18 protein-coding genes and 1 pseudogene are annotated in these 19,559 nt (G+C 63.7%); 7 read left to right on the top strand and 12 right to left on the bottom strand.

The window, feature by feature from the left end; genetic code table 11:
* Positions 1-22 precede the first annotated feature (22 nt).
* From radA to X728_RS157225, 8 genes are all read right to left on the bottom strand, one after another.
* The gene (gene radA / locus X728_RS157190; protein ID WP_023831143.1) at positions 23-1,426 is read right to left on the bottom strand and encodes a DNA repair protein RadA; all 1,404 of its coding nucleotides are present in this window, start codon (positions 1,424-1,426) and stop codon (positions 23-25) included.
* Between the two features lie 234 nt (positions 1,427-1,660).
* Positions 1,661-3,154, bottom strand: a complete 1,494-nt coding sequence (locus X728_RS157195; RefSeq protein WP_023672717.1) for a replicative DNA helicase — start codon at positions 3,152-3,154, stop codon at positions 1,661-1,663.
* A 225-nt stretch (positions 3,155-3,379) separates the two neighbouring features.
* A complete protein-coding gene (locus tag X728_RS157200; RefSeq protein ID WP_023831142.1) occupies positions 3,380-4,354 on the bottom strand; it encodes a small ribosomal subunit Rsm22 family protein in 975 nt (324 codons plus the stop codon).
* Between the two features lie 157 nt (positions 4,355-4,511).
* Positions 4,512-5,861 (bottom strand): cyclopropane-fatty-acyl-phospholipid synthase family protein, encoded by a 1,350-nt coding sequence (locus X728_RS157205; RefSeq protein ID WP_023831141.1) that lies wholly within the window; start codon positions 5,859-5,861, stop codon positions 4,512-4,514.
* A gap of 186 nt (positions 5,862-6,047) precedes the next feature.
* Positions 6,048-6,635, bottom strand: coding sequence for a 50S ribosomal protein L9 (gene rplI, locus X728_RS157210; RefSeq protein WP_023672721.1), 588 nt, complete (start codon positions 6,633-6,635; stop codon positions 6,048-6,050).
* A 267-nt stretch (positions 6,636-6,902) separates the two neighbouring features.
* Positions 6,903-7,151: a 30S ribosomal protein S18 gene (rpsR, locus tag X728_RS157215; protein ID WP_006203718.1), complete on the bottom strand. Its 249-nt coding sequence runs from the start codon at positions 7,149-7,151 to the stop codon at positions 6,903-6,905.
* Entirely contained in the window at positions 7,151-7,651 is a 501-nt protein-coding gene (gene rpsF / locus X728_RS157220) for a 30S ribosomal protein S6 (RefSeq protein WP_023672722.1), read from the bottom strand. Before rpsF ends, rpsR begins: the two co-directional genes overlap by 1 nt.
* 311 nt (positions 7,652-7,962) lie before the next feature.
* Positions 7,963-9,891, bottom strand: a complete 1,929-nt coding sequence (locus tag X728_RS157225) for an LTA synthase family protein (protein ID WP_023693968.1) — start codon at positions 9,889-9,891, stop codon at positions 7,963-7,965.
* A 277-nt stretch (positions 9,892-10,168) separates the two neighbouring features.
* On the opposite strand from X728_RS157225, the gene fabD reads away from it, so the two are divergent.
* The 7 genes from fabD (at position 10,169) to gmk (ending at position 16,965) form a co-directional block, all read left to right on the top strand.
* Entirely contained in the window at positions 10,169-11,116 is a 948-nt protein-coding gene (gene fabD / locus X728_RS157230) for an ACP S-malonyltransferase (protein ID WP_023831140.1), read from the top strand.
* A gap of 60 nt (positions 11,117-11,176) precedes the next feature.
* Positions 11,177-11,914, top strand: coding sequence for a 3-oxoacyl-[acyl-carrier-protein] reductase (gene fabG, locus X728_RS157235; RefSeq protein ID WP_023685686.1), 738 nt, complete (start codon positions 11,177-11,179; stop codon positions 11,912-11,914).
* A gap of 221 nt (positions 11,915-12,135) precedes the next feature.
* A complete protein-coding gene (locus X728_RS157240; protein ID WP_006203723.1) occupies positions 12,136-12,372 on the top strand; it encodes an acyl carrier protein in 237 nt (78 codons plus the stop codon).
* Between the two features lie 34 nt (positions 12,373-12,406).
* Positions 12,407-13,669, top strand: coding sequence for a beta-ketoacyl-ACP synthase II (gene fabF / locus X728_RS157245; RefSeq protein ID WP_023731139.1), 1,263 nt, complete (start codon positions 12,407-12,409; stop codon positions 13,667-13,669).
* Between the two features lie 202 nt (positions 13,670-13,871).
* Positions 13,872-15,131: an endolytic transglycosylase MltG gene (gene mltG, locus X728_RS157250; protein WP_023672727.1), complete on the top strand. Its 1,260-nt coding sequence runs from the start codon at positions 13,872-13,874 to the stop codon at positions 15,129-15,131.
* 262 nt (positions 15,132-15,393) lie between these two features.
* Positions 15,394-16,284, top strand: a complete 891-nt coding sequence (locus X728_RS157255) for a YicC/YloC family endoribonuclease (RefSeq protein ID WP_023831139.1) — start codon at positions 15,394-15,396, stop codon at positions 16,282-16,284.
* 24 nt (positions 16,285-16,308) lie between these two features.
* A complete protein-coding gene (gene gmk / locus X728_RS157260) occupies positions 16,309-16,965 on the top strand; it encodes a guanylate kinase (RefSeq protein ID WP_023689111.1) in 657 nt (218 codons plus the stop codon).
* A gap of 33 nt (positions 16,966-16,998) precedes the next feature.
* Here the strand turns inward: gmk and X728_RS01000000166560 are convergent.
* The 4 genes and pseudogenes from X728_RS01000000166560 to pdxA form a co-directional block, all read right to left on the bottom strand.
* A pseudogene (locus X728_RS01000000166560) lies at positions 16,999-17,291 on the bottom strand (type II toxin-antitoxin system RelE/ParE family toxin).
* Complete coding sequence (locus X728_RS157265) at positions 17,288-17,593, bottom strand: type II toxin-antitoxin system RelB/DinJ family antitoxin (RefSeq protein ID WP_023672731.1); 306 nt, start codon at positions 17,591-17,593, stop codon at positions 17,288-17,290. Before X728_RS157265 ends, X728_RS01000000166560 begins: the two are co-directional and overlap by 4 nt.
* A gap of 68 nt (positions 17,594-17,661) precedes the next feature.
* Positions 17,662-18,498, bottom strand: coding sequence for a 16S rRNA (adenine(1518)-N(6)/adenine(1519)-N(6))-dimethyltransferase RsmA (rsmA, locus tag X728_RS157270; RefSeq protein WP_023831138.1), 837 nt, complete (start codon positions 18,496-18,498; stop codon positions 17,662-17,664).
* 23 nt (positions 18,499-18,521) lie between these two features.
* Positions 18,522-19,550, bottom strand: coding sequence for a 4-hydroxythreonine-4-phosphate dehydrogenase PdxA (gene pdxA, locus X728_RS157275; protein WP_031195193.1), 1,029 nt, complete (start codon positions 19,548-19,550; stop codon positions 18,522-18,524).
* Positions 19,551-19,559 lie beyond the last annotated feature (9 nt).

The following is a 19,559-nucleotide window of genomic DNA, read 5'->3' as shown; positions in this document are numbered from 1 at the left end:
TTCACGGCTCGGGCGAGCCGCGTCAATCTTCCACGTCGACACGGCTGCGCCGTGAGCCGGCTATGCGTGCGACGAGATCGGCAAGTTCGGTCGGCTGGAAAGCGCCGGCCCCGATCCCCCCGACAACCTCCTCGCTGCCCAAGGGCAGAACCGCACTTCCAAAACCCAGCTTTTCGGCCTCTTTAAGGCGCTGCTGCGCATGCGCAACCGGCCTCACTGCGCCCGACAGGCTGATTTCGCCGAAATAGACGCAATCGGCGGGAAGGGCAAGACCGGTGAGCGACGAAACCAGTGCAGCGGCAACCGCCAGATCGGCCGCCGGCTCGGAAATCCGGTAGCCGCCGGCGACGTTGAGGTAGACATCGTGGGTGCCGAAGCGCACGCCGCAATGGGCTTCGAGCACGGCAAGGATCATCGACAGCCGTGCGCCGTCCCAGCCGACGACGGCACGGCGCGGCGTGCCCAATGTGGACGGCGCCACCAGCGCCTGGATCTCGACCAGCACCGGACGTGTGCCTTCCATGCCGGCAAATACCGCGGCACCCGGCGATTTTGCGTGGCGTTCGCCGAGGAACAGCTCCGACGGATTGGCGACCTCGCGCAAGCCCTTGTCCGACATCTCGAAGACGCCGATCTCGTCGGTCGGCCCAAAACGGTTCTTCACCGTGCGCAGGATGCGGTAGTGATGGCCGCCTTCGCCTTCGAAATAGAGAACGGCGTCGACCATGTGCTCGACGACGCGCGGACCGGCGATCTGGCCTTCCTTGGTGACATGGCCGACCAGCACGATGGCAGCACCGGTGGATTTGGCGTAGCGGATCATCGCTTGCGCCGAGGCGCGCACCTGGGTGACGGTGCCGGGCGCCGAGTCGGCCATGTCGGTCCACAGCGTCTGGATGGAATCGAGGATGACGAGGTCCGGCCTTCTGCCGTCGGCTATTGTTGCCAGGATATCCTCGACATTGGTCTCGGCGGCAAGTTCGACCGGCGTGTCGGCGACGCCAAGCCGCTGCGCCCGCAGCCGGATCTGCGCGACAGCCTCTTCGCCCGAGACATAGACGATGCGGTGGCCTTTTGACGCCAATGCTGCTGCGGCCTGGGTAAGCAGCGTCGACTTGCCGATGCCGGGATCGCCGCCGACCAGCAGCGCCGAGCCGCGCACGAAACCGCCGCCGGTGGCGCGGTCGAGTTCGCCAATGCCGGAGATGATCCGCGGCGCATCCTCGATGTCACCGGACAGGCTGGTCAGCACCACGGCGCGGCCCTTGCGCGCATTGCGCGTGTTGGCCGGTCCCGAGCCGATGCCGCCGGCCGTGCCTTCCTCGACGAGTGTGTTCCACTCGCCGCAGGCATCGCATTTGCCGGCCCAGCGCTGATGCACCGACCCGCAATTCTGGCAGATGAACTGGACGCGCGATTTAGCCATCAGCAGTCACCTACGCGCAGTGCTGAAGCTAGAAAGGCTGGTGGGGCAGCACCCCCCTCTGGCCTGCCGGCCATCTCCCCCTCAAGGGGGGAGATCAGCAGCTTTGGTCTCGGTGCCCACCCTGCCACGTTGAAAATTGGCGAAAGCCGACATGACATCCAATCTCCCCCCTTGAGGGGGAGATGTCCGGCAGGACAGAGGGGGATGCGAAGGAATGAGGCCTTTCTCAACAGACTACTCGAACCTCTCCGCAATATGATGCTCTTCGGCGAGGTCGGAAAACCGTGTGAACTCGCCATGGAAGGCGAGGCTCACCGAACCTGTCGGGCCGTGGCGCTGCTTGGCGACGATGACTTCGGCCTTGCCGCGCATCTCGTTCATCTCGTGTTCCCACTTGATGTACTCGTCGGTGCCGGGCTTCGGCTCGCGGTTCTTCAGATAATATTCCTCGCGATAGACGAACATCACCACGTCGGCGTCCTGCTCGATCGAACCGGATTCGCGAAGATCGGACAGCTGCGGGCGCTTGTCTTCGCGGCTTTCGACCTGACGCGACAGCTGCGACAGCGCGATGATCGGAACGGAGAGTTCCTTGGCCAGCGCCTTGAGGCCGGTGGTGATCTCGGTGATTTCCTGCACCCGGTTCTGCGACGATTTCGCGCTCGACCCCTGCATCAGCTGGATATAGTCGATGACGATGAGGTCGAGGCCGCGCTGACGCTTCAGCCGCCGCGCCCGCGCCGACAGCTGCGCGATCGAGATACCGCCGGTCTGGTCGATGAACAGCGGGATCTTCTGCATGGTCTGCGAGCAGGCGACCAGCTTTTCGAAATCCATCTCTGAAATCTCGCCGCGGCGGATTTTTGACGACGAAATTTCCGTCTGTTCGGAAATGATGCGGGTGGCGAGCTGCTCGGACGACATTTCCAGTGAGAAGAAGCCGACGACGCCGCCATTGGCTGCCTTGAACGAGCCGTCGGCCTGTTGCGCCGGCTCATACATCTCGGCGATGTTGAAGGCGATGTTGGTGGCTAGCGATGTCTTGCCCATGCCCGGACGGCCGGCAATGATGATCAGATCCGACGCCTGCAGGCCACCCATGCGGCGGTCGAGATCGCGCATGCCGGTGGCGAGGCCCGACAAATGGCCGTCGCGCATATAGGCGGCGTTGGCCATGTCGACGGCGGTCTTGACCGCGTCGGTGAAGCTCTCGAAGCCGCCGTCGTAACGGCCGGTTTCGGCCAGTTCGAACAGCCGCCGCTCGGCATCCTCGATCTGTTCGGACGGCGCCATGTCGACCGGCGCGTCATAGGCGATGTTGACCATGTCCTCGCCGACGGTGATCAGCGCCCGGCGCGTGGCCAGATCGTAGATGGCGCGGCCATAGTCGGTGGCATTGACGACGGTGACGGCTTCGACCGCCAGACGAACCACATATTGCGCCACCGTCATGTCGCCGACCTTCTCGTCGGCCGGCAGGAAGGTTTTCAGCGTGATCGGCGTCGCCACCTTGCCCATGCGGATGAGCTCGGCCGCGACCTCGAAGATTTTCCGGTGCAGCGGCTCGTAGAAATGGCCGGCCTTGAGGAAGTCGGAGACGCGGTAGAAGGCATCGTTGTTGACGAGGATGGCGCCGAGCAGCGCCTGTTCGGCCTCGATGTTGTTCGGCGCTTCACGATAAAGCGGTTGCTGCTCCGCCACGCCGAATTTTCGCGCTGCCTCTGCCATGATGTCCCCGATTTTGATCCCGGCTTCTCGATATCAGAACGAGATAAATCGGTGCTGACCTTTCTGCATCACCGCACGACCAATCAACCTCGATGCCCCGTTTGTTCACAGGGGCGGCAAACCGTCCACAGAAGAGTGTTTCCGCGCCCCGATTCCGGTTGACTCAGAAAGGCGCTGACTTTTATCCGAGTCGTTGGAACGAAGCAAGAACAATCTCGGTGATTATCAGCTTCTTCCGTCCAATGTATCACCCCAGTCCAGCCGCCGCGCTGCCTTGAACAGCTCGCCTTCGCGCTTGGTGAAAAGTGTCTCGCCGACGCCGCCATCCGGCTGGCACAGTTTGAGCAGCACCTTGCCGGAGCCCGATTTCGGCGGCGCAATCACGCGCGGCTGACGTACAGGCGCGGGTTGCCGCGACGCCACGACGTAGATGAATTTCTCGTCCTCCCACGGCACGTCGGCGTCTTTGGCCAGGCGATGCAGGCGCGAGCGGGCGACGCGGCGCGAAAAATGGCACCAGTCGGGCGGCTCAAGTGGGCAGGGCGCCTCATGCGGACAAGGCGCCAGCACATGCGCCCCGGCCTCCAGCAATTGCCTGCGCACTGCCAGGATGCGCTGCCAGCCGGCCGGTGTGCCGGGCTCGACGATCAGCAGTGTGTCGCCGGTCAAATGCCAGAGCCGGCCGACAAGCTTCGGCAGCGATGCCGGCGCGATCTCGTCCAGCACATAGGCGCAGGTGACGAGGTCGGCAGGCTTAAGATCGGCAAGGTCGATGGTCACGTCGCCGGCGCGCCAGTCCATTCTGGTGGCGATGGTATCAAGGGCGAGCGACTGGCCAACCTTGCGCACCGCGGCGCTTGCTTCAACCAGAACCGCCTCTTCGAGGTCGGGCCACAGGTCTGTAGTGGCCCAAAGCACCGTGCCAGGACCGGCGCCGACATCGAGCAAGCTCGTTGGCTGGAAATCGGGCCGCGCATAGGCGAGTTCGTCGAGACCGGCCCGTACCGCCGCGTAGGTCGCCGGCAGCCGCGTCGCCAGATAGGCTTTTACCGCCATCTCTTCGGCCATGTGCAGGCGCCCGTCGCGCAATTCGGCGCGGTAGCGGTCAGACAGCGTCTTCGCCGCCTGGCGCAGCACCGCCAGCGGTATCGTTTCGAGCAGGCGCTCGACGCCTTGTCGCAGCGAGGCGGGGAGTTCCACGCTCAGGCTCCGCGTGCCGCGAGCACCGAGGCGCCGGCGAACTCGACAAGGGTGGTGGCGATGGTGGGCAGGCAGGTCATTAAAAAAGGTCTCGCGAGAACGAGACCTTTTTCAGTGTCAGAGCCGTCAATGGCAAGCGGCAATCGCAATCGAGGCGTTATTCGCGATCCGCCACCTTGCGACGGCGCGCTGGCTTGGCCGCAACGGACCTGACAGCAACGGACCTGGCAGGCACAGACCTGGCGACAGCAGGCTCGGCGGCCGCCGCCTCCTGACGATGCCCCATTTCGCGCATTTCGAGCGCCTTTTCACATTTGGCCATGTAGTCGCGCGTCATCGGCAGCGTGTCGTTCTTCTTGGCGATCTGGATCTGGAAGATCACCAGATCCTGCCAGCGGAAGGCGGCTTCCGAAGCCGCCAGATAGAACTCCCACATCCTGCAGAAGCGCTCGTCGTAGATGGCTTTGGCCTTGTCGCGGTTGGCGGCAAAGCGCTGGCCCCAATGCTTCAGCGTATCGGCATAGTGCAGCCGCAGAATCTCGATGTCGGTGACCACAAGCCCCGACTTCTCGATCGCCGGCATCACCTCCGACAGCGAGGGAATGTAGCCGCCCGGAAAAATGTACTTGCGGATAAAGGCGCTGGTCGCCCACGGCACGCCGGAGCGGCCGATCGTGTGCAAGAGCATGACGCCGTCGGGCTTCAACAGCGTCGCCGACTTGTCGAAGAAGGTGCGGAAGTGGTTGACGCCGACATGCTCGAACATGCCGACCGAGACGATGCGGTCGAAGCGTTCGTTGAGTTCGCGGTAGTCCTTGAGGTCGAAATGCACGCGGTCCTGCAAGCCTTGCGCATGCGCCCGGTCGGTGGCGACGCCGTGCTGCTCGGTCGACAGCGTCACGCCTTGCACGTCGACATCGAAAGCCTTGGCGAGATAGAGGCCGAGTCCACCCCAGCCGGAGCCGATATCGAGCACGGTCTGGCCGGCCTTCAGCCTGAGCTTGGCGGCGATATGGCGTTTCTTGGCCATCTGCGCCTCGTCGAGCGTCATGTCCGGCTGTTCGAAGTAGGCGCAGGAATACTGCATGTCGTCGTCGAGGAAGAGCTGGTAGAGGTCACCCGACAAATCATAGTGGCGCTGCACGTTGCGGCGCGCCCGTGATGCGGTGTTGATCTGCTGCAGGCGGCGAAAGGCGTGGCGCAGACCCTCGATGGCCTTCGACCAGGTGGCGTCGATACCGCCACTGCCCATGTTCTGGAAGGCGATGCGCATCATACCCAGTACGCCGCCCTCGATGATGTCGAGTTCGCCGTCCATATAGGCTTCCGGCACGGCCAACATCGGATCGAAGGTAATGGCGCGCTCGGCATGCGCGGTCTTGATGTGCATATGCACCGGCTCGCCGCTGCCGTCGCCGAAAACCACTGTCGAGCCCTTCGGGCCGGTGACTTTCAGATTGCCCGTACGCACCAGGCGGTCGAGAACGCGTTTCAACAGAATATTCATCACCAAATGTCCCCTCACGGTCAGACTGGCGGACCAATTCTGCAACAATATATAGGGGTTCGAAAAGTTCCATTTGGCACAAAAATGCCCGGGCGAGAGGCCCGGGCATTGGTCCAGAAAGGCTGGATGACGAGAAAGTGATTGGAGCGCTGCTCCCCTTGCTTCCCGATCAGGCCCCGTGCGGGATCAGGCGTTGTCTTCTTCGCCGCCTTCGAACTCGGTGTTCGGGTCGAAGAAGTTCTCCGGCCGCGCATTGTCGTTGATGTCGTCGCCATAGATGGCTTCGGCGGTGGTCAGCGTCTCGCCCTTGGCCTGGCGCTCGGCTTCGTCGGCCGTGCGGGCGATGTTGAGGCTGATGGTGACCTCGACTTCCGGATGCAGCGCAATCGCCACATTGGTGACGCCGATGGTCTTGATCGGCTGGTTGAGCTGGATCTGGTTGCGGTTGACCGAGAACCCTTCGGCGGTCAGCAGGTCGGCGATGTCGCGGGTCGACACCGAACCGTAGAGCTGGCCTGTCTCGCCGGCCGAACGTACGGCGATGAAGCTCTTGCCGTCGAGCTTTTCGGCAACCTGGCTGGCTTCCGACTTGCGCTCGAGGTTGCGCGCTTCGAGCTGCGCGCGCTGTCCTTCGAACTTCTTCTTGTTGGCTTCGTTGGCGCGCAGCGCCTTGCCCTGCGGCAAGAGGAAGTTGCGGGCAAAGCCGTCCTTGACCTTGACGGTATCGCCCATCTGGCCGAGGCGGGAAACGCGTTCGAGAAGAATCACTTGCATGGTCTTGTTCCTTCGTCTGGGCACCGACCGCGGGATCGGCGCCGAATTGAATGGAACAGGTCAGGAAGCTCTGAGCGCCTTGGCGCCGGTGTCGCTGTCCTGCCTGTCGCGGCAGTTAGAGGCTTTTCACCTCAACTCGGGATTTCAATGCACGTCGCCAAGAGTGGGCCCGGTTTTGGGACAACGACATGCATCATCAAATTACCCCTGCGGCGCCCGTCGCCGTGGGAGAAGGAAGCAGGCGGCGAACCGCCTGCTTCGGAGATCTTAGCGAACCACGTAGGGCAGCAGGCCGAGGAAGCGGGCGCGCTTGATCGCCTTGGCGAGTTCGCGCTGCTTCTTCTGGCTGACGGCGGTGATGCGCGACGGCACGATCTTGCCGCGCTCGGAAATGTAGCGCTGCAGAAGACGCACGTCCTTGTAGTCGATCTTGGGCGCATTGGCGCCGGAGAACGGGCAGGTCTTGCGGCGGCGATGGAACGGGCGCCGGGTCGGGATCTGATTGATGTCGACCATTATTCTGCACCTCCTTCAACGCCTTCGCGCGGACGGCGCGGACCACGATCGCCACCGGCATCGCCAAATGAGCGCGGCGGACGATCGCCACGGTCGCCGCGATCACGGTCGCCGAACGAGCGCGGACCACGATCGCCACGGTCGCGGTCGCCGAAGCCGCCGCGTTCCGAGCGCTCTTCGCGCTTCTGCATCATGGCCGACGGGCCTTCCTCATGCGCCTCGACCTTGACGGTCAGGAAACGCAGCACGTCCTCGGACAGGCCCATCTGGCGCTCCATCTCGTTGAGCGCTGCCGGCGGGCAGTTGAGGTCCATAAGCGTGTAGTAAGCCTTCCGGTTCTTGTTGACCCGGTAGGTGAGGGACTTCAGTCCCCAGTTCTCGACCCGGCCGACGGACCCGCCATTTGCGGAGATGACGCCCTTGTACTGTTCGACAAGCGCATCGACCTGCTGCTGCGAGAGGTCCTGCCGGGCAAGGAACACATGTTCGTATAGAGCCATAGTGGTTCAGTGCCTTTCTTCGTTTCTCTCCCGGATCCTCGCGGCAAAAGCCTCTGCAACTTCTCTGACCCGCTGGTCCCGAGGGGGCGAGGAAGAAAGGAGCATTTCGAGACGGTCGAGAGCGGAGACACGGGAGGCGGAAGCGCTTCTGGCTTCACACGAAGGTTTTGGATAAAACCTCCGGCCCTCCGTTCAGCCCCCAGCAAGGACCGGCAGATTGCGGGCGTCTATATAGCAATTTGGCTGGAAGGCAAGGGTAACGCATGCTCCGGACAGCGTCCTGGCGTCGCAGGGTTGGAAAAGACCAGGCATCAACTCGTATGCGGGGTACGACCGTTGATCGTTTCGGGGAAGAAGTCCGGAGCCGCCTTACGCTTGCCGAACATCATATCGTATTGCAGCAGGCGGAAATCGTTGATCGCCGGATCGATGTCCTTCTGCCGCGCCCAGTCCGCCGTGGCCTCACCTGACGGTGTCAAAAGCAGATTGCGATCCACGACGCGATAGCGTTCGCGCAGCGCGCCTAAGAAGCCGGTATAGTAGGGGTGCGTGATCCCGGCCGTGGTAAGGATATGGTAGGGCAGGAAGGCCGGGCTCACCGCGCCCATATCCTGCGCCGGACCGGTGCGGTTAGACCAGATGACCAGCGGCGTCTGATGATGCTCCAGTGCCGCCTCCGGCGTCGGTTCCTTGCGCGGCGCGACATTGTCTTTCAGGTAACCGGTTTCGACATAGACGGGGCCGAGCGGCGGCAGATGGTCGCCGAAGAAGGCGATGACCGTCGGCCGCTCGCGCTTCTTCGCCCATTCGATCAATCGTTCGAGGCCACGGTCGGCATCGGCGGAGCCTTCGGCGTAGCTGAGCAGCGATTCCCGCGCCCATGTGCTGATCGGCGCCGCGACCTTGTGGGTCGGATTGTAATAGCGGTACGGCTCGTAGGGACCGTGGTTCTGCAGGCTGACGGCGAAGAAGAACACCGGCCGCTCGCTGGCGTCGGCCTCTGCGATGATCTCGTCGGTCATCGAGGCATCGGAAGCCAGCGGCCCGCGCTTTTCCAGTGGCGGCAGCGTCTCTTCCGAGCGGAAATCGTTGAAGCCGAAATCGGCATAGACGGCGCCCCTGTTCCAGAACCAGTTGGTGCCCGGATGGATGGCGCGCGCCCGGTATCCCTCGCTTTTCAGGAAGGTCGCCAGCGACGGCGTCGGCGTGCGCACATATTGCTGATAGGGGATCGAGCCCGCCGGCAGGAAGGCATTGGAAAAGCCGGTCAGCGCCTCGAATTCGATGTTGGCGGTCATGCCGCCGAATTCCGGCGAGAACATATAGCCGGAACGCAGCGCCCGCACATTGGGGATCGGGTCAGGCGTGATTGTGACGCCGGGCAGCTTGGTCGGATCCCAGAAAGATTCGCTCATCACCACGATGATGTCGGGTTTCTCATCCGGTACCGAGGCCGCCACATCAGGCCTGTCGATCGCGTCGATCGCCTTGTCGGAATAGCCCGCCGGGGCCGAGACATGCGCCATCGGCACGTTGAGCGCGAAGGCCAGCGCAAACCCGTTGGAGGCGTAGTTCTCCTTCTGGTCCCACATGATCGGGATGATCTGCAGCCGGTCGCGGGTCCACGAGAAGGTGGCGTAGTCCATGATCGAGACGAAGAAGGCGAGCAGCGGCACTGCCAGCGTCAGCCGCGCCAGCCGCCCTTTGCGGCTGAGGATCGGAACCTTGCGGCGCCACAACCGCCAGCCATAGATCAGCAGCGACAGGCCGGCGACGATGCCGACCGCCATGGCGAGCGCCGTCCAGGGCCGTTCGCGCACCAAGAGCGGCATCAGTGCCATGATCTGGCGCGAATAAAGAAAATCGGTTGGGTAGAGTGGATCGCCGAGATAATGCGACTTCTGATGCCCGACAAAGGCCAGCGCCAGCGTCAGCGGCGCCACGATCATCAGGCTCTGGTGACTGCGGCCAAGCACGGCGTCCAGTCCCATCAGCACCAATGCAAAGACAATGATGGTGGTCCAGCCCGGCTTGAATGGCTGCAGGAAGAAGTCGACCGTGCCGAAGAAGTCGCCCCGCACGATCCATTCGATGGCGAACACCAGGATGGCGGAGGCAAGCAGCGTGACCAGACCGTAGCGGATGACCGGCCATCTGCGCCCCGGCAGGTAGCCGGTGGACGGATCGTCTTCCAAGAACTGTGGCGCGGGTACGGCCGCGCCCTTCCTGATCCTAGCCACGTCTCTTCCCCCGGCCCAAGCAACGCGCATTTCCACTCGCGCCACCGTTCTGTCATAGAACTGTCATGCAAAAGCTAGCGCCTGTGGCGAAAATAAGAAGAGCCAGCAAACGATTCGTGAGCGGTTTTCATCAGGTGTGATCGGCAAAAAGCCTTTGGGAACAGGGACTCGAGGTCAGCTCCGGTTTAAGCGAGAGCGGAAATGCCGCCTCCGGGCTTGACTTGACGGTCCGCCTTGCGTCACAGGCAGGAAAAATCAGCCGCTGGAGAGCGCCCAAATGGCCGTCGCATTCACCTTTCCGGGACAGGGCAGCCAAGCTGTCGGCATGGGCAAGGACCTCGCCGACGCCTTCCCCGAGGCACGCAGGGTGTTCGAGGAAGTCGATGATGCGTTGGGCGAAAAGCTGTCGAAACTGATCTGGGAAGGCCCGGAAGAGGCGCTGACCCTGACTGCCCATGCCCAGCCGGCGCTGATGGCGGTCTCGCTGGCGGGAATCCGCTCGCTGGAAGCGCGCGGCTTTTCGCTGAAGGACAAGGTTGCCTACGTTGCCGGTCATTCGCTCGGCGAATATTCCGCCCTTGCCGCGGCCGGTTTCGTTTCGGTCGCCGATGCCGCCCGGCTGCTGCGCATCCGCGGCAACGCCATGCAGGCGGCGGTGCCGGCCGGCGAGGGCGCCATGGCGGCGATCATCGGACTGGAACAGCCCGACGTCGAAGCCGCTTGCACCGAGGCCGCAACGGGATCCGGCAAAGTCTGCCAGATCGCCAACGACAATGGCGGCGGCCAACTGGTGATCTCCGGCGCCAGGGCGGCGGTGGAACTCGCCGCGAAACTGTGCACCGAAAAGGGCGCCAAGCGGGCGCTGATGCTGCAGGTCTCCGCACCCTTCCATTCGGCGCTGATGGCGCCGGCGGCCGATGTCATGCGCGAGGCGCTGGCCGGCGTGACCAAGAATGCACCGGTCGTGCCCGTCGTCTCCAACGTCACTGTAGCCCCGACCAGCGACCCCGACGAGATCGCGCGCCGCCTGGTCGAGCAGATCACCGGCCGCGTGCGCTGGCGCGAAACGGTGGAGTGGTTCGGCGCCAATGGCGTCGCCACGCTGTTTGAGATCGGCGCCGGCAAGGTGCTTTCCGGCCTGGCGCGGCGGATCAACCGCGACATCGCCACATCGGCCGTCGGCACGCCGGCCGATGTCGAGGCGGCGCTGGCCGCGCTTGCATAATCCACTGGCGATTCAACCCCTCCCGTGGGAAGGGTGTTCTCTTAAGATCAGGAGACGAAAATGTTCGAACTGACCGGCCGCAAGGCGCTCGTCACCGGCGCATCGGGCGGCATTGGCGAGGCGATTGCCCGGGTGCTGCATGCGCAAGGCGCCATTGTCGGCCTGCACGGCACCCGCATCGAGAAACTGGAGACCCTGGCCGGCGAACTCGGCGACCGGGTAAAGCTGTTCCCGGCCAATCTAGCCGACCGTGACGAGGTCAAGGCGCTTGGCCAGAAGGCCGAAGCCGAACTCGAAGGCGTCGACATACTGGTCAACAATGCCGGCATCACCAAGGACGGCCTGTTCGTGCGCATGGCGGACGCGGATTGGGACAGCGTGCTGGAGGTGAACCTCACCGCCGTGTTCCGGCTCACCCGCGAGCTGACCCATCCGATGATGCGCCGCCGCCATGGCCGCATCATCAACATCACCTCGGTGGTCGGCGTCACCGGCAATCCTGGCCAGACCAATTATTGCGCCTCCAAGGCCGGCATGATCGGCTTTTCCAAGTCGCTGGCGCAGGAGATCGCCACCCGCAACATCACCGTCAACTGCGTCGCCCCGGGCTTTATCGAATCGGCCATGACCGACAAGCTCAACGACAAGCAGAAAGACGCGATAATGGCCGCGATCCCGACGCGCCGCATGGGCACGAGTGTTGAAGTGGCGTCGGCCGTCGCCTATCTCGCCTCCAACGAGGCAGCCTACGTCACCGGCCAGACCATCCACGTCAACGGCGGCATGGCCATGATCTGACGGGATATTGCCGGGTGATAAGAAGACATGGCCGGCTTGTGAAAAGAGACCATTTCGCCTTGGACCTCGGCCATTTTTCGTGTAATGCGGCCCGCAACCCGGCGGTTCGGGCAAAAACCGGTCCGGCATCGTTGCGTTTCCCGCAGGACCATCTTTCAGCTTGATTAGCGGCATTCTGCCCGCTAACGAAGACAGACAAACAAAAGACGAGGATGCCCCAAATGAGTGACACCGCAGAGCGCGTCAAGAAGATCGTCATCGAACATCTTGGCGTCGATGCCGACAAGGTGACGGAGCAGGCGAGCTTCATCGATGATCTGGGCGCGGACAGCCTCGACACGGTCGAACTCGTCATGGCGTTCGAAGAAGAGTTCGGCGTCGAGATTCCGGACGATGCGGCCGAGACCATCCTGACCGTCGGCGATGCCGTGAAGTACATCGACAAGGCTTCGGCCTGACACTATCCGCAGTCATCACCGGGGAGGACCTGCGATGAGGCGTGTCGTCGTCACGGGCCTTGGCCTGGTTTCGCCGTTCGGCATGGGCTTCGAGCACAGCTGGAAGGAACTTCTGACCGGCCGCAGCGCCGCCAAGCGCGTCACCGAGTTCGAAGTGGAAGATCTTGCCTGCAAGATCGCCCACGTCATTCCGCGCGGTGACGGCACCAACGGCACGCTCAATCCCGAAGCCGTGCTCGAGCCCAAGGAACTGCGCAAGATCGGCGACTTCATCCTTTACGGGATTGCGGCCGCCGACGAAGCGCTGAAGGATTCCGGCTGGGAGCCCAGCACCGAAGCCGAGCGCTGCGCCACCGGCGTCATGATCGGCTCCGGCATTGGCGGCCTCGAGGGCATCGCCGAGAACGCTATCATCCTGAAAGAGCGCGGACCGCGCCGTATCAGTCCATTCTTCATTCCCGGCAACATTATCAACCTGGTATCTGGCCAGGTATCGATCCGGCATGGGCTGAAAGGCCCCAACCACGCCGTCGTCACCGCCTGCTCGACCGGCGCGCACGCCATTGGCGATGCCGCCCGGCTGATCATCTTCGGCGATGCCGACGTGATGCTGGCCGGCGGCGCGGAATCGCCGGTGACCAGACTATCGCTTGCCGGCTTCGCTGCTTGCCGGGCACTGTCCACCGACCGCAACGACACGCCTGAGAAGGCCTCGCGTCCCTATGACCGCGACCGTGACGGCTTCGTCATGGGCGAGGGCGCCGGGGTCGTCGTGCTGGAAGAACTCGAACACGCCAAGGCGCGCGGCGCCAAGATCTATGCCGAGGTCACCGGCTACGGCCTGACCGGCGATGCCTATCACATCACTGCACCGGCCGAAGACGGCGACGGCGCCTTCCGCTGCATGACGGCGGCGCTGAACCGGGCCAGGCTGACGCCCGCCGACGTCGACTACATCAACGCGCACGGCACCTCGACCATGGCCGACACGATCGAACTCGGCGCCGTCGAGCGGCTGGTCGGCAACGCCGCCTCGAAAATCTCGATGTCATCGACCAAGTCGTCGATCGGCCATCTCCTGGGTGCCGCGGGCGCCGCCGAGGCGATCTTTTCGATCCTCGCTATCAGAGACAACATCGCGCCAGCCACCATCAATCTTGACAACCCGGAACGCGAAACCGCGATCGATCTTGTTCCGAACACGCCACGGCATCGCCAGGTCGACGTGGCGCTGTCCAACTCCTTCGGCTTCGGCGGCACCAACGCTTCGCTGGTATTCCAGCGTTATACAGGCTGATTGCGGTATCGACCGGCGCGCCAGCGGTCTGTCGTCAATTTTGCCATATTCAAGCCTACTCTGCCGCTGGGGATTCGTCGCATCGGCTTGAAACCGAAGGCGCTTTTTTTAAAAGCACGATGCGTAGGCTTGAAATGTTAGGGCACGCTGTGCGTCCAATCGGGCGCATGGTCGCTCTAAGAGATCAGATGGTAGGGCGCTAATGAACACCAATCCGGGCGGCAGCGGACAATTCGGACAAAACCAGCAGACCGGCCCGATCGTGCCGAAGACCGCGGCCGAAGCTTTGCGCCCGGAAGCCGGCACACCACCACCAAAGCGCTCGCGCGCCTCGCGCAGCCAAGTCGTCGTGTTCATGAACTTCGTCATCTCCGCGGTGATGTTGATGATCCTCGCCGCCGGCGTTTCGCTCTATTTCGGCAAGCAGGCATTCAACGAACCGGGCCCGTCGGTGGCCGGCGACACCTTCCTGGTCAAGCCGAGCACCGGCGTCCAGGATATTGCCGACCAGCTCGAACGGCGTGGGCTGATCAGCGATGCCCGCATCTTCCGCATCGCCGTGCGGGTCTATGGCAATGATTCAGCGCTGAAGGCAGGCGAATACGAGATAAAGCCGCGCGCCTCCATGCGCGACATCATGGAGCTTCTGAAGAGCGGCAAGTCGGTGATGTACTCGCTGACCATTCCCGAGGGCCTGACGGTCGAGCAGGCGCTGCAGCGCATCGCCGAGCAGGATGCGCTGACCGGCGACATGCCGGCCGCCAAGCCGGCTGAGGGCAGCCTCGCCACCGACACGCTGCGCTTTACCCGCGGCGCCACGCGCCAACAGATGGTCGACAAGCTGCTCGCCGACCAGAAGAAGCTGGTCGACGAGGTCTGGCAGCGGCGCGCGCCCGACCTGCCTCTGGCCAATGTCGACGACTTCGTCACCTTGGCCTCGATCGTCGAAAAGGAAACCGGCCGGGGCGACGAGCGCTCGCGCGTTGCCGCCGTCTTCCTCAACCGTCTGGCCAAGGGCATGCGGCTGCAATCCGATCCGACCATCATTTACGGCCTGTTCGGCGGCAAGGGCAAACCCGCCGACCGGCCGATTTATCAATCTGACATCCAGAAACAGACGCCTTACAACACCTATCTGATCAATGGCCTGCCGCCGACGCCGATCGCCAATCCCGGCCGCGCCGCGCTCGAAGCCGTCGCCAACCCGTCGAAGACCGATGATCTCTATTTCGTCGCCGACGGCACCGGCGGCCACGTCTTTGCCACCACGCTTGCCGAGCACAATGAGAACGTTGCCCGCTACCGGGCACTGCAGAAGAAGCAGGCTGAAGACGCCGCCAAGGGCGCCAAGACTCCCGGCCAGACCGATGCGCCGGCGGATGGCGACGACAACGGTGACGCAAGTGGCGATGCCGCCGGTGACAGCGGTGATGCCGGCGGCGATACGGGTGCCGCCCAGTAGCAGGTCGGCGCTTTCAGACGGATCGACCTTAAGCAACGCGGACAGAGGCGGACGCGCTGCTGCTTTGAACGAACAGCGCGGTTCGAAGCGTTTTCGGTCTTGCTCGGGTGCCTCTGCTTCTCGATTTCAGCCCTGCGAGATCGAAACGACAGCGGAAATCAACATCTTGCCGGTAGTGCGATTCTGACATTCGCGCCGCCCGTGATATCGAACGCATGCGCAATTTGTAGAATCGGACCATCAGGGAGACACGAGCCGCATCATGAATTTGCAGAGCATGACCGGATTTGCACGCACTGTTGCCGAACATGACGGCGCCTCGATCGCCTGGGAGGTCAAGTCGGTCAACGGCAAGAGCGTCGAGGTCAGGTTGCGGTTGCCGCAAGGTTTCGAGCGGCTCGAACCGACTGTGCGGCAGACGCTGCAGAAGCGCTTTTCGCGTGGCAATTTCCAAGCGACGCTGACCGTCGGCCGCGCCGCCGGCCAGCAGGCGCAGCCGGTGGTCAACGAAGCCTTCCTCAGGGATCTGGCGGGCTTGGCCAAGCGGCTGCAGGACCAGTTCGGTGTTGGTCCGGCAACTGCCGACGGTCTGCTTTCCCTGCGCGGCGTGCTCGATATCCCTGAAACCAGCGAAACCGAGGAGGTGCGGGCAGCACTCGACGCGTCAATCCTGTCCGCGCTGGAAAGGGCGCTTACAGGTCTCGAGCAGGCACGCCAGAACGAGGGCGAAGCGCTGCGTTCGCTGCTTTCCGGCCATATCGACGCCATTGAGGCGCTGACGCTTCAAGCCGAGGCCGACCCGTCGCGCGAACCGGCGGCGATCCGCGAGCGGATCGCCGAACAGGTGCGGCTGCTGATGGATGCGTCGGCCAATCTCGATGCCGGCCGGCTGCACATGGAAGCGGCGTTCCTGGCCACCAAGGCCGATATCCGTGAAGAGATCGATCGGCTGAAGACGCATGTGGCGTCGGGCAGAGCGCTGCTGGCAAATGGCGGCGCCATCGGCCGCAAGCTCGATTTTCTGGCGCAGGAATTCAACCGCGAATCGAATACGCTGTGTTCCAAGTCGAACGCCGCCACTGTCACCGCCATCGGGCTGGAACTGAAGGCGGTGGTCGACCAGTTTCGCGAACAGGTCCAGAATCTGGAGTAAACCCGAATGGGTGGCAAGGAGCCGATGGTTGCCAGGGATCTCGGATCCCGCATTCGCCGCCGCGGGCTGATGCTGGTCCTGTCGTCGCCGTCGGGCGCCGGCAAGTCGACGATCGCGCGCAACCTGCTGGAAAGCGACGGCAGCTTGGAATTATCGGTCTCGGTCACTACCAGGCCACGCCGCGGCTCGGAGATCGAGGGCGTCCACTATCACTTCCGCACCACGCGCGAGTTCGAGCGGCTGCGCGATTCCGACGCATTGCTCGAATGGGCCGAGGTGCACGGCAATTGCTACGCGACGCCGCGCGAGCCGGCCGAACTGGCGCTGGCGCAGGGCCGTGACATGCTCTTCGACATCGACTGGCAAGGCGCCCAGCAGCTCAAGGAGAAGATGCGCGCCGACATCGTCTCGATCTTCATCCTGCCGCCGTCGATGAAGGAATTGAAGTCGCGCCTCAAGCGCCGCGCCGAGGACCAGGAGCACGTGATCGAGACCAGGCTGAAGAACGCCCGCAACGAGATCGAGCACTGGAAGGAATATGACTTTGTCATCGTCAACGACGATCTCGACCGCGCCTTCGCCGAAGTGCGTGGCATCGTGACGGCGGAAAGGCTGCGGCGCGACCGCCGGCCCGGGCTGTTCGATTTCGTCTCGGGGTTGCTGGACGAGAAGACGGAATAGCTCGTCCACCGCTGGCAATCTAAATTAGCCGCATCAGCTGCCTGGCAGATCGTCCGGCCAACGCTGCGCTCCGTGAAGCACGCGCAGGATTCGAATCGTGCTGTTGGTCAGCTGATAGGCCGCGACATATGGCGTGCCGACGATGACGATCTCTCGTGTCCCTGCAAGCCTGCCGATCCGGCCGCTTTGGGGAAGGTCCGAAGACGGTTGATTGCGGCGACGATCCGCTCATCGGTGGCGATCGCGGCCGCAGGATTGTCGGCCTCGATATGCGCGAAGATGCCGTCGCGATCTGAAAGCGCGAATGGCGACCAGACGATCTTCAAGATTTAGGTTCACCCGAACGCCGCGCCGCGGCGCGTCTCTCGGCAAAATGCGCCTCGACTTGATCATCAGGAATGTCTTGTCGGGTGTCGTCGAGCGCTTCGCGAACCTTGGCGCGAAACCATAAATCATACGCCTCGTTGTTTGTGACGAGATCGATGGGCAGCGCACCCTCGTTGGCGGTTCGGGTGAGCAATATCCGCACCGCATCCGAGACCGTCAGCCCCATGCTTTCGAGCACCGCCGAAGCTCGATCCCGGATGTCGGCGTCGATACGCGTCTGGACCAGTGCATTTGCTGGCATGGCAATCTCCTTCGCCGTCAATGTAATGCGTTTGAATGACGATTGCTAGGCGGCGCTAGCGCCGCCGGTCAAACCGCGTTTGTCAGCCGCACGAATTCCTCGACGCTGAGCGTCTCCGCACGCCGGGTCGGATCGATGCCGGCGCGCGTCAGCAGTGCCTCGCCACCCAGGCTCTTCACGCTCTGCCGCAGCATTTTCCGGCGCTGGCCGAAAGCGGCTTCGGTGACGCGACCGAGTTTTTTCACGTCGGTTGACAAAGGGCTGGCGCGCGGCACCAGATGCACCACCGAGGACGTTACCTTGGGTGGCGGCGTGAACGCTTGCGGCGGCACCTCGAAGGCGATCCTCGCCTCGGTCCGCCAGCCCGCCAGCACGCCGAGCCGGCCATAAGCATCGCTGCCGGCACCGGCGACAATGCGCTCGGCCACCTCGCGCTGGAACATCAGCGTCATCGATTGATAGAAGGGTGGCCAGTCCGCCACGGTCAGCCAACGGATCAACAGCTCGGTGCCGATATTGTAGGGCAGGTTGGCGGCAATCCTCACCGGGCCGTCTTGTGACGCGGTCTTGGCAAGAGCGGCAAAATCCGTCTTCAGCGCATCGCCGCTGATCACCTCGAGCCGGCCCGGATAGTGGTTGGAGACCTCGGCCAAGGCCGCAAGGCAGCGTTCGTCGCGCTCGATGGCGACGACGCGGCGGGCACCGGCAGCGAGCAGCGCCCTGGTCAGCCCGCCGGGGCCGGGGCCGACCTCGATCACCGTGCTGTCGGTGAGGTCGCCGGCGACCCGCGCGATCTTGCCGGTCAAATTGAGGTCGAGCAGGAAATTCTGGCCAAGCGCCTTCTTTGCCTGCAGTCCATGGCGCTCGATCACCTCGCGCAGCGGCGGCAGCCCGTCAATGCTCATGAATTTGGTTCATGATTTTGGGCTCATGCAGCTGCGGGCTTTGCGCCGGTATCGGCCAGCCGGCGGGCCAGCTTCAGCGCCGCGATCAGGCTGTCGGGACGTGCGATGCCCTTGCCGGCGATGTCGAAGGCTGTGCCGTGATCGGGCGAGGTGCGGATGAACGGCAGGCCAAGCGTGACGTTGACGGCCTCGTCGAAGGCCAGCGCCTTGGCCGGGATCAACGCCTGGTCATGATACATGCAGACCGCCACGTCGTAGCCGGCGCGGGCGCGCGCATGAAACATCGTATCGGCCGGCAGCGGCCCGAAGGCATCGATGCCTTGCGCCCGCAACATGTCGACCGCAGGACGAATGATGCGCTCGTCCTCTGTCCCCATGGCGCCGCTTTCGCCGGCATGCGGATTGAGGCCGGCAAGCGCGAGCCTCGGCCTGGCGATGCCGAAACGGCGTGCAAGATCGCCGGCGGTGATGCGCGCGATGGCAACGATCAGCTCCGTCGTCAGCGTCTTCGGCACCTCGGCCAGCGCGATGTGGATGGTGACAGGAACGGTGCGCAATTCGGGGCCGGCGAGCAGCATCACCGGCGTCACCGTGCCGCCGGTGTGGAGCGAGGCCAGATGCGCCAGATATTCGGTGTGACCGGGAAAGCCGAAGCCGGCATCGTAAAGCGGCTTCTTGGCGATCGGACAGGTGACGACCGCGGCCGCGTGACCGGCAAGGCAGTCGGCGACGGCGCGATCGATGGCCTCGATGATGCCGGCGGCATTGGCCGGGTCGGGCCGGCCGGGATCATCGGTGAAGTGGGCCGCCAGCGGCACCACGGGCAAGGCGTGTTGAAAGACACCAGCCGCTTGGGCCGGCACCGTCTCGGCGATTGCCACCGCCGCGCCGAGCCGGCGCGCCCGCGCGGCAATCAGCGCCGGATCGGCGAGAAGATAGAAGGGCGCGGCACCGGAACCGCGGGCGCTCTGCCACGCGGCAATGGCGATTTCCGGACCGACGCCGGATGGATCGCCGACGCTCAGCGCCAGCGGAAGCTCGGTCTCACGCACGGCTGGGCC

The sequence above is a fragment of the Mesorhizobium sp. L103C119B0 genome, assembly GCF_000502235.1.
Taxonomy (GTDB): domain Bacteria; phylum Pseudomonadota; class Alphaproteobacteria; order Rhizobiales; family Rhizobiaceae; genus Mesorhizobium.
Note: the sequence above shows the minus strand (reverse complement) of the source record. Positions and strands in the feature narration are given on the sequence as shown.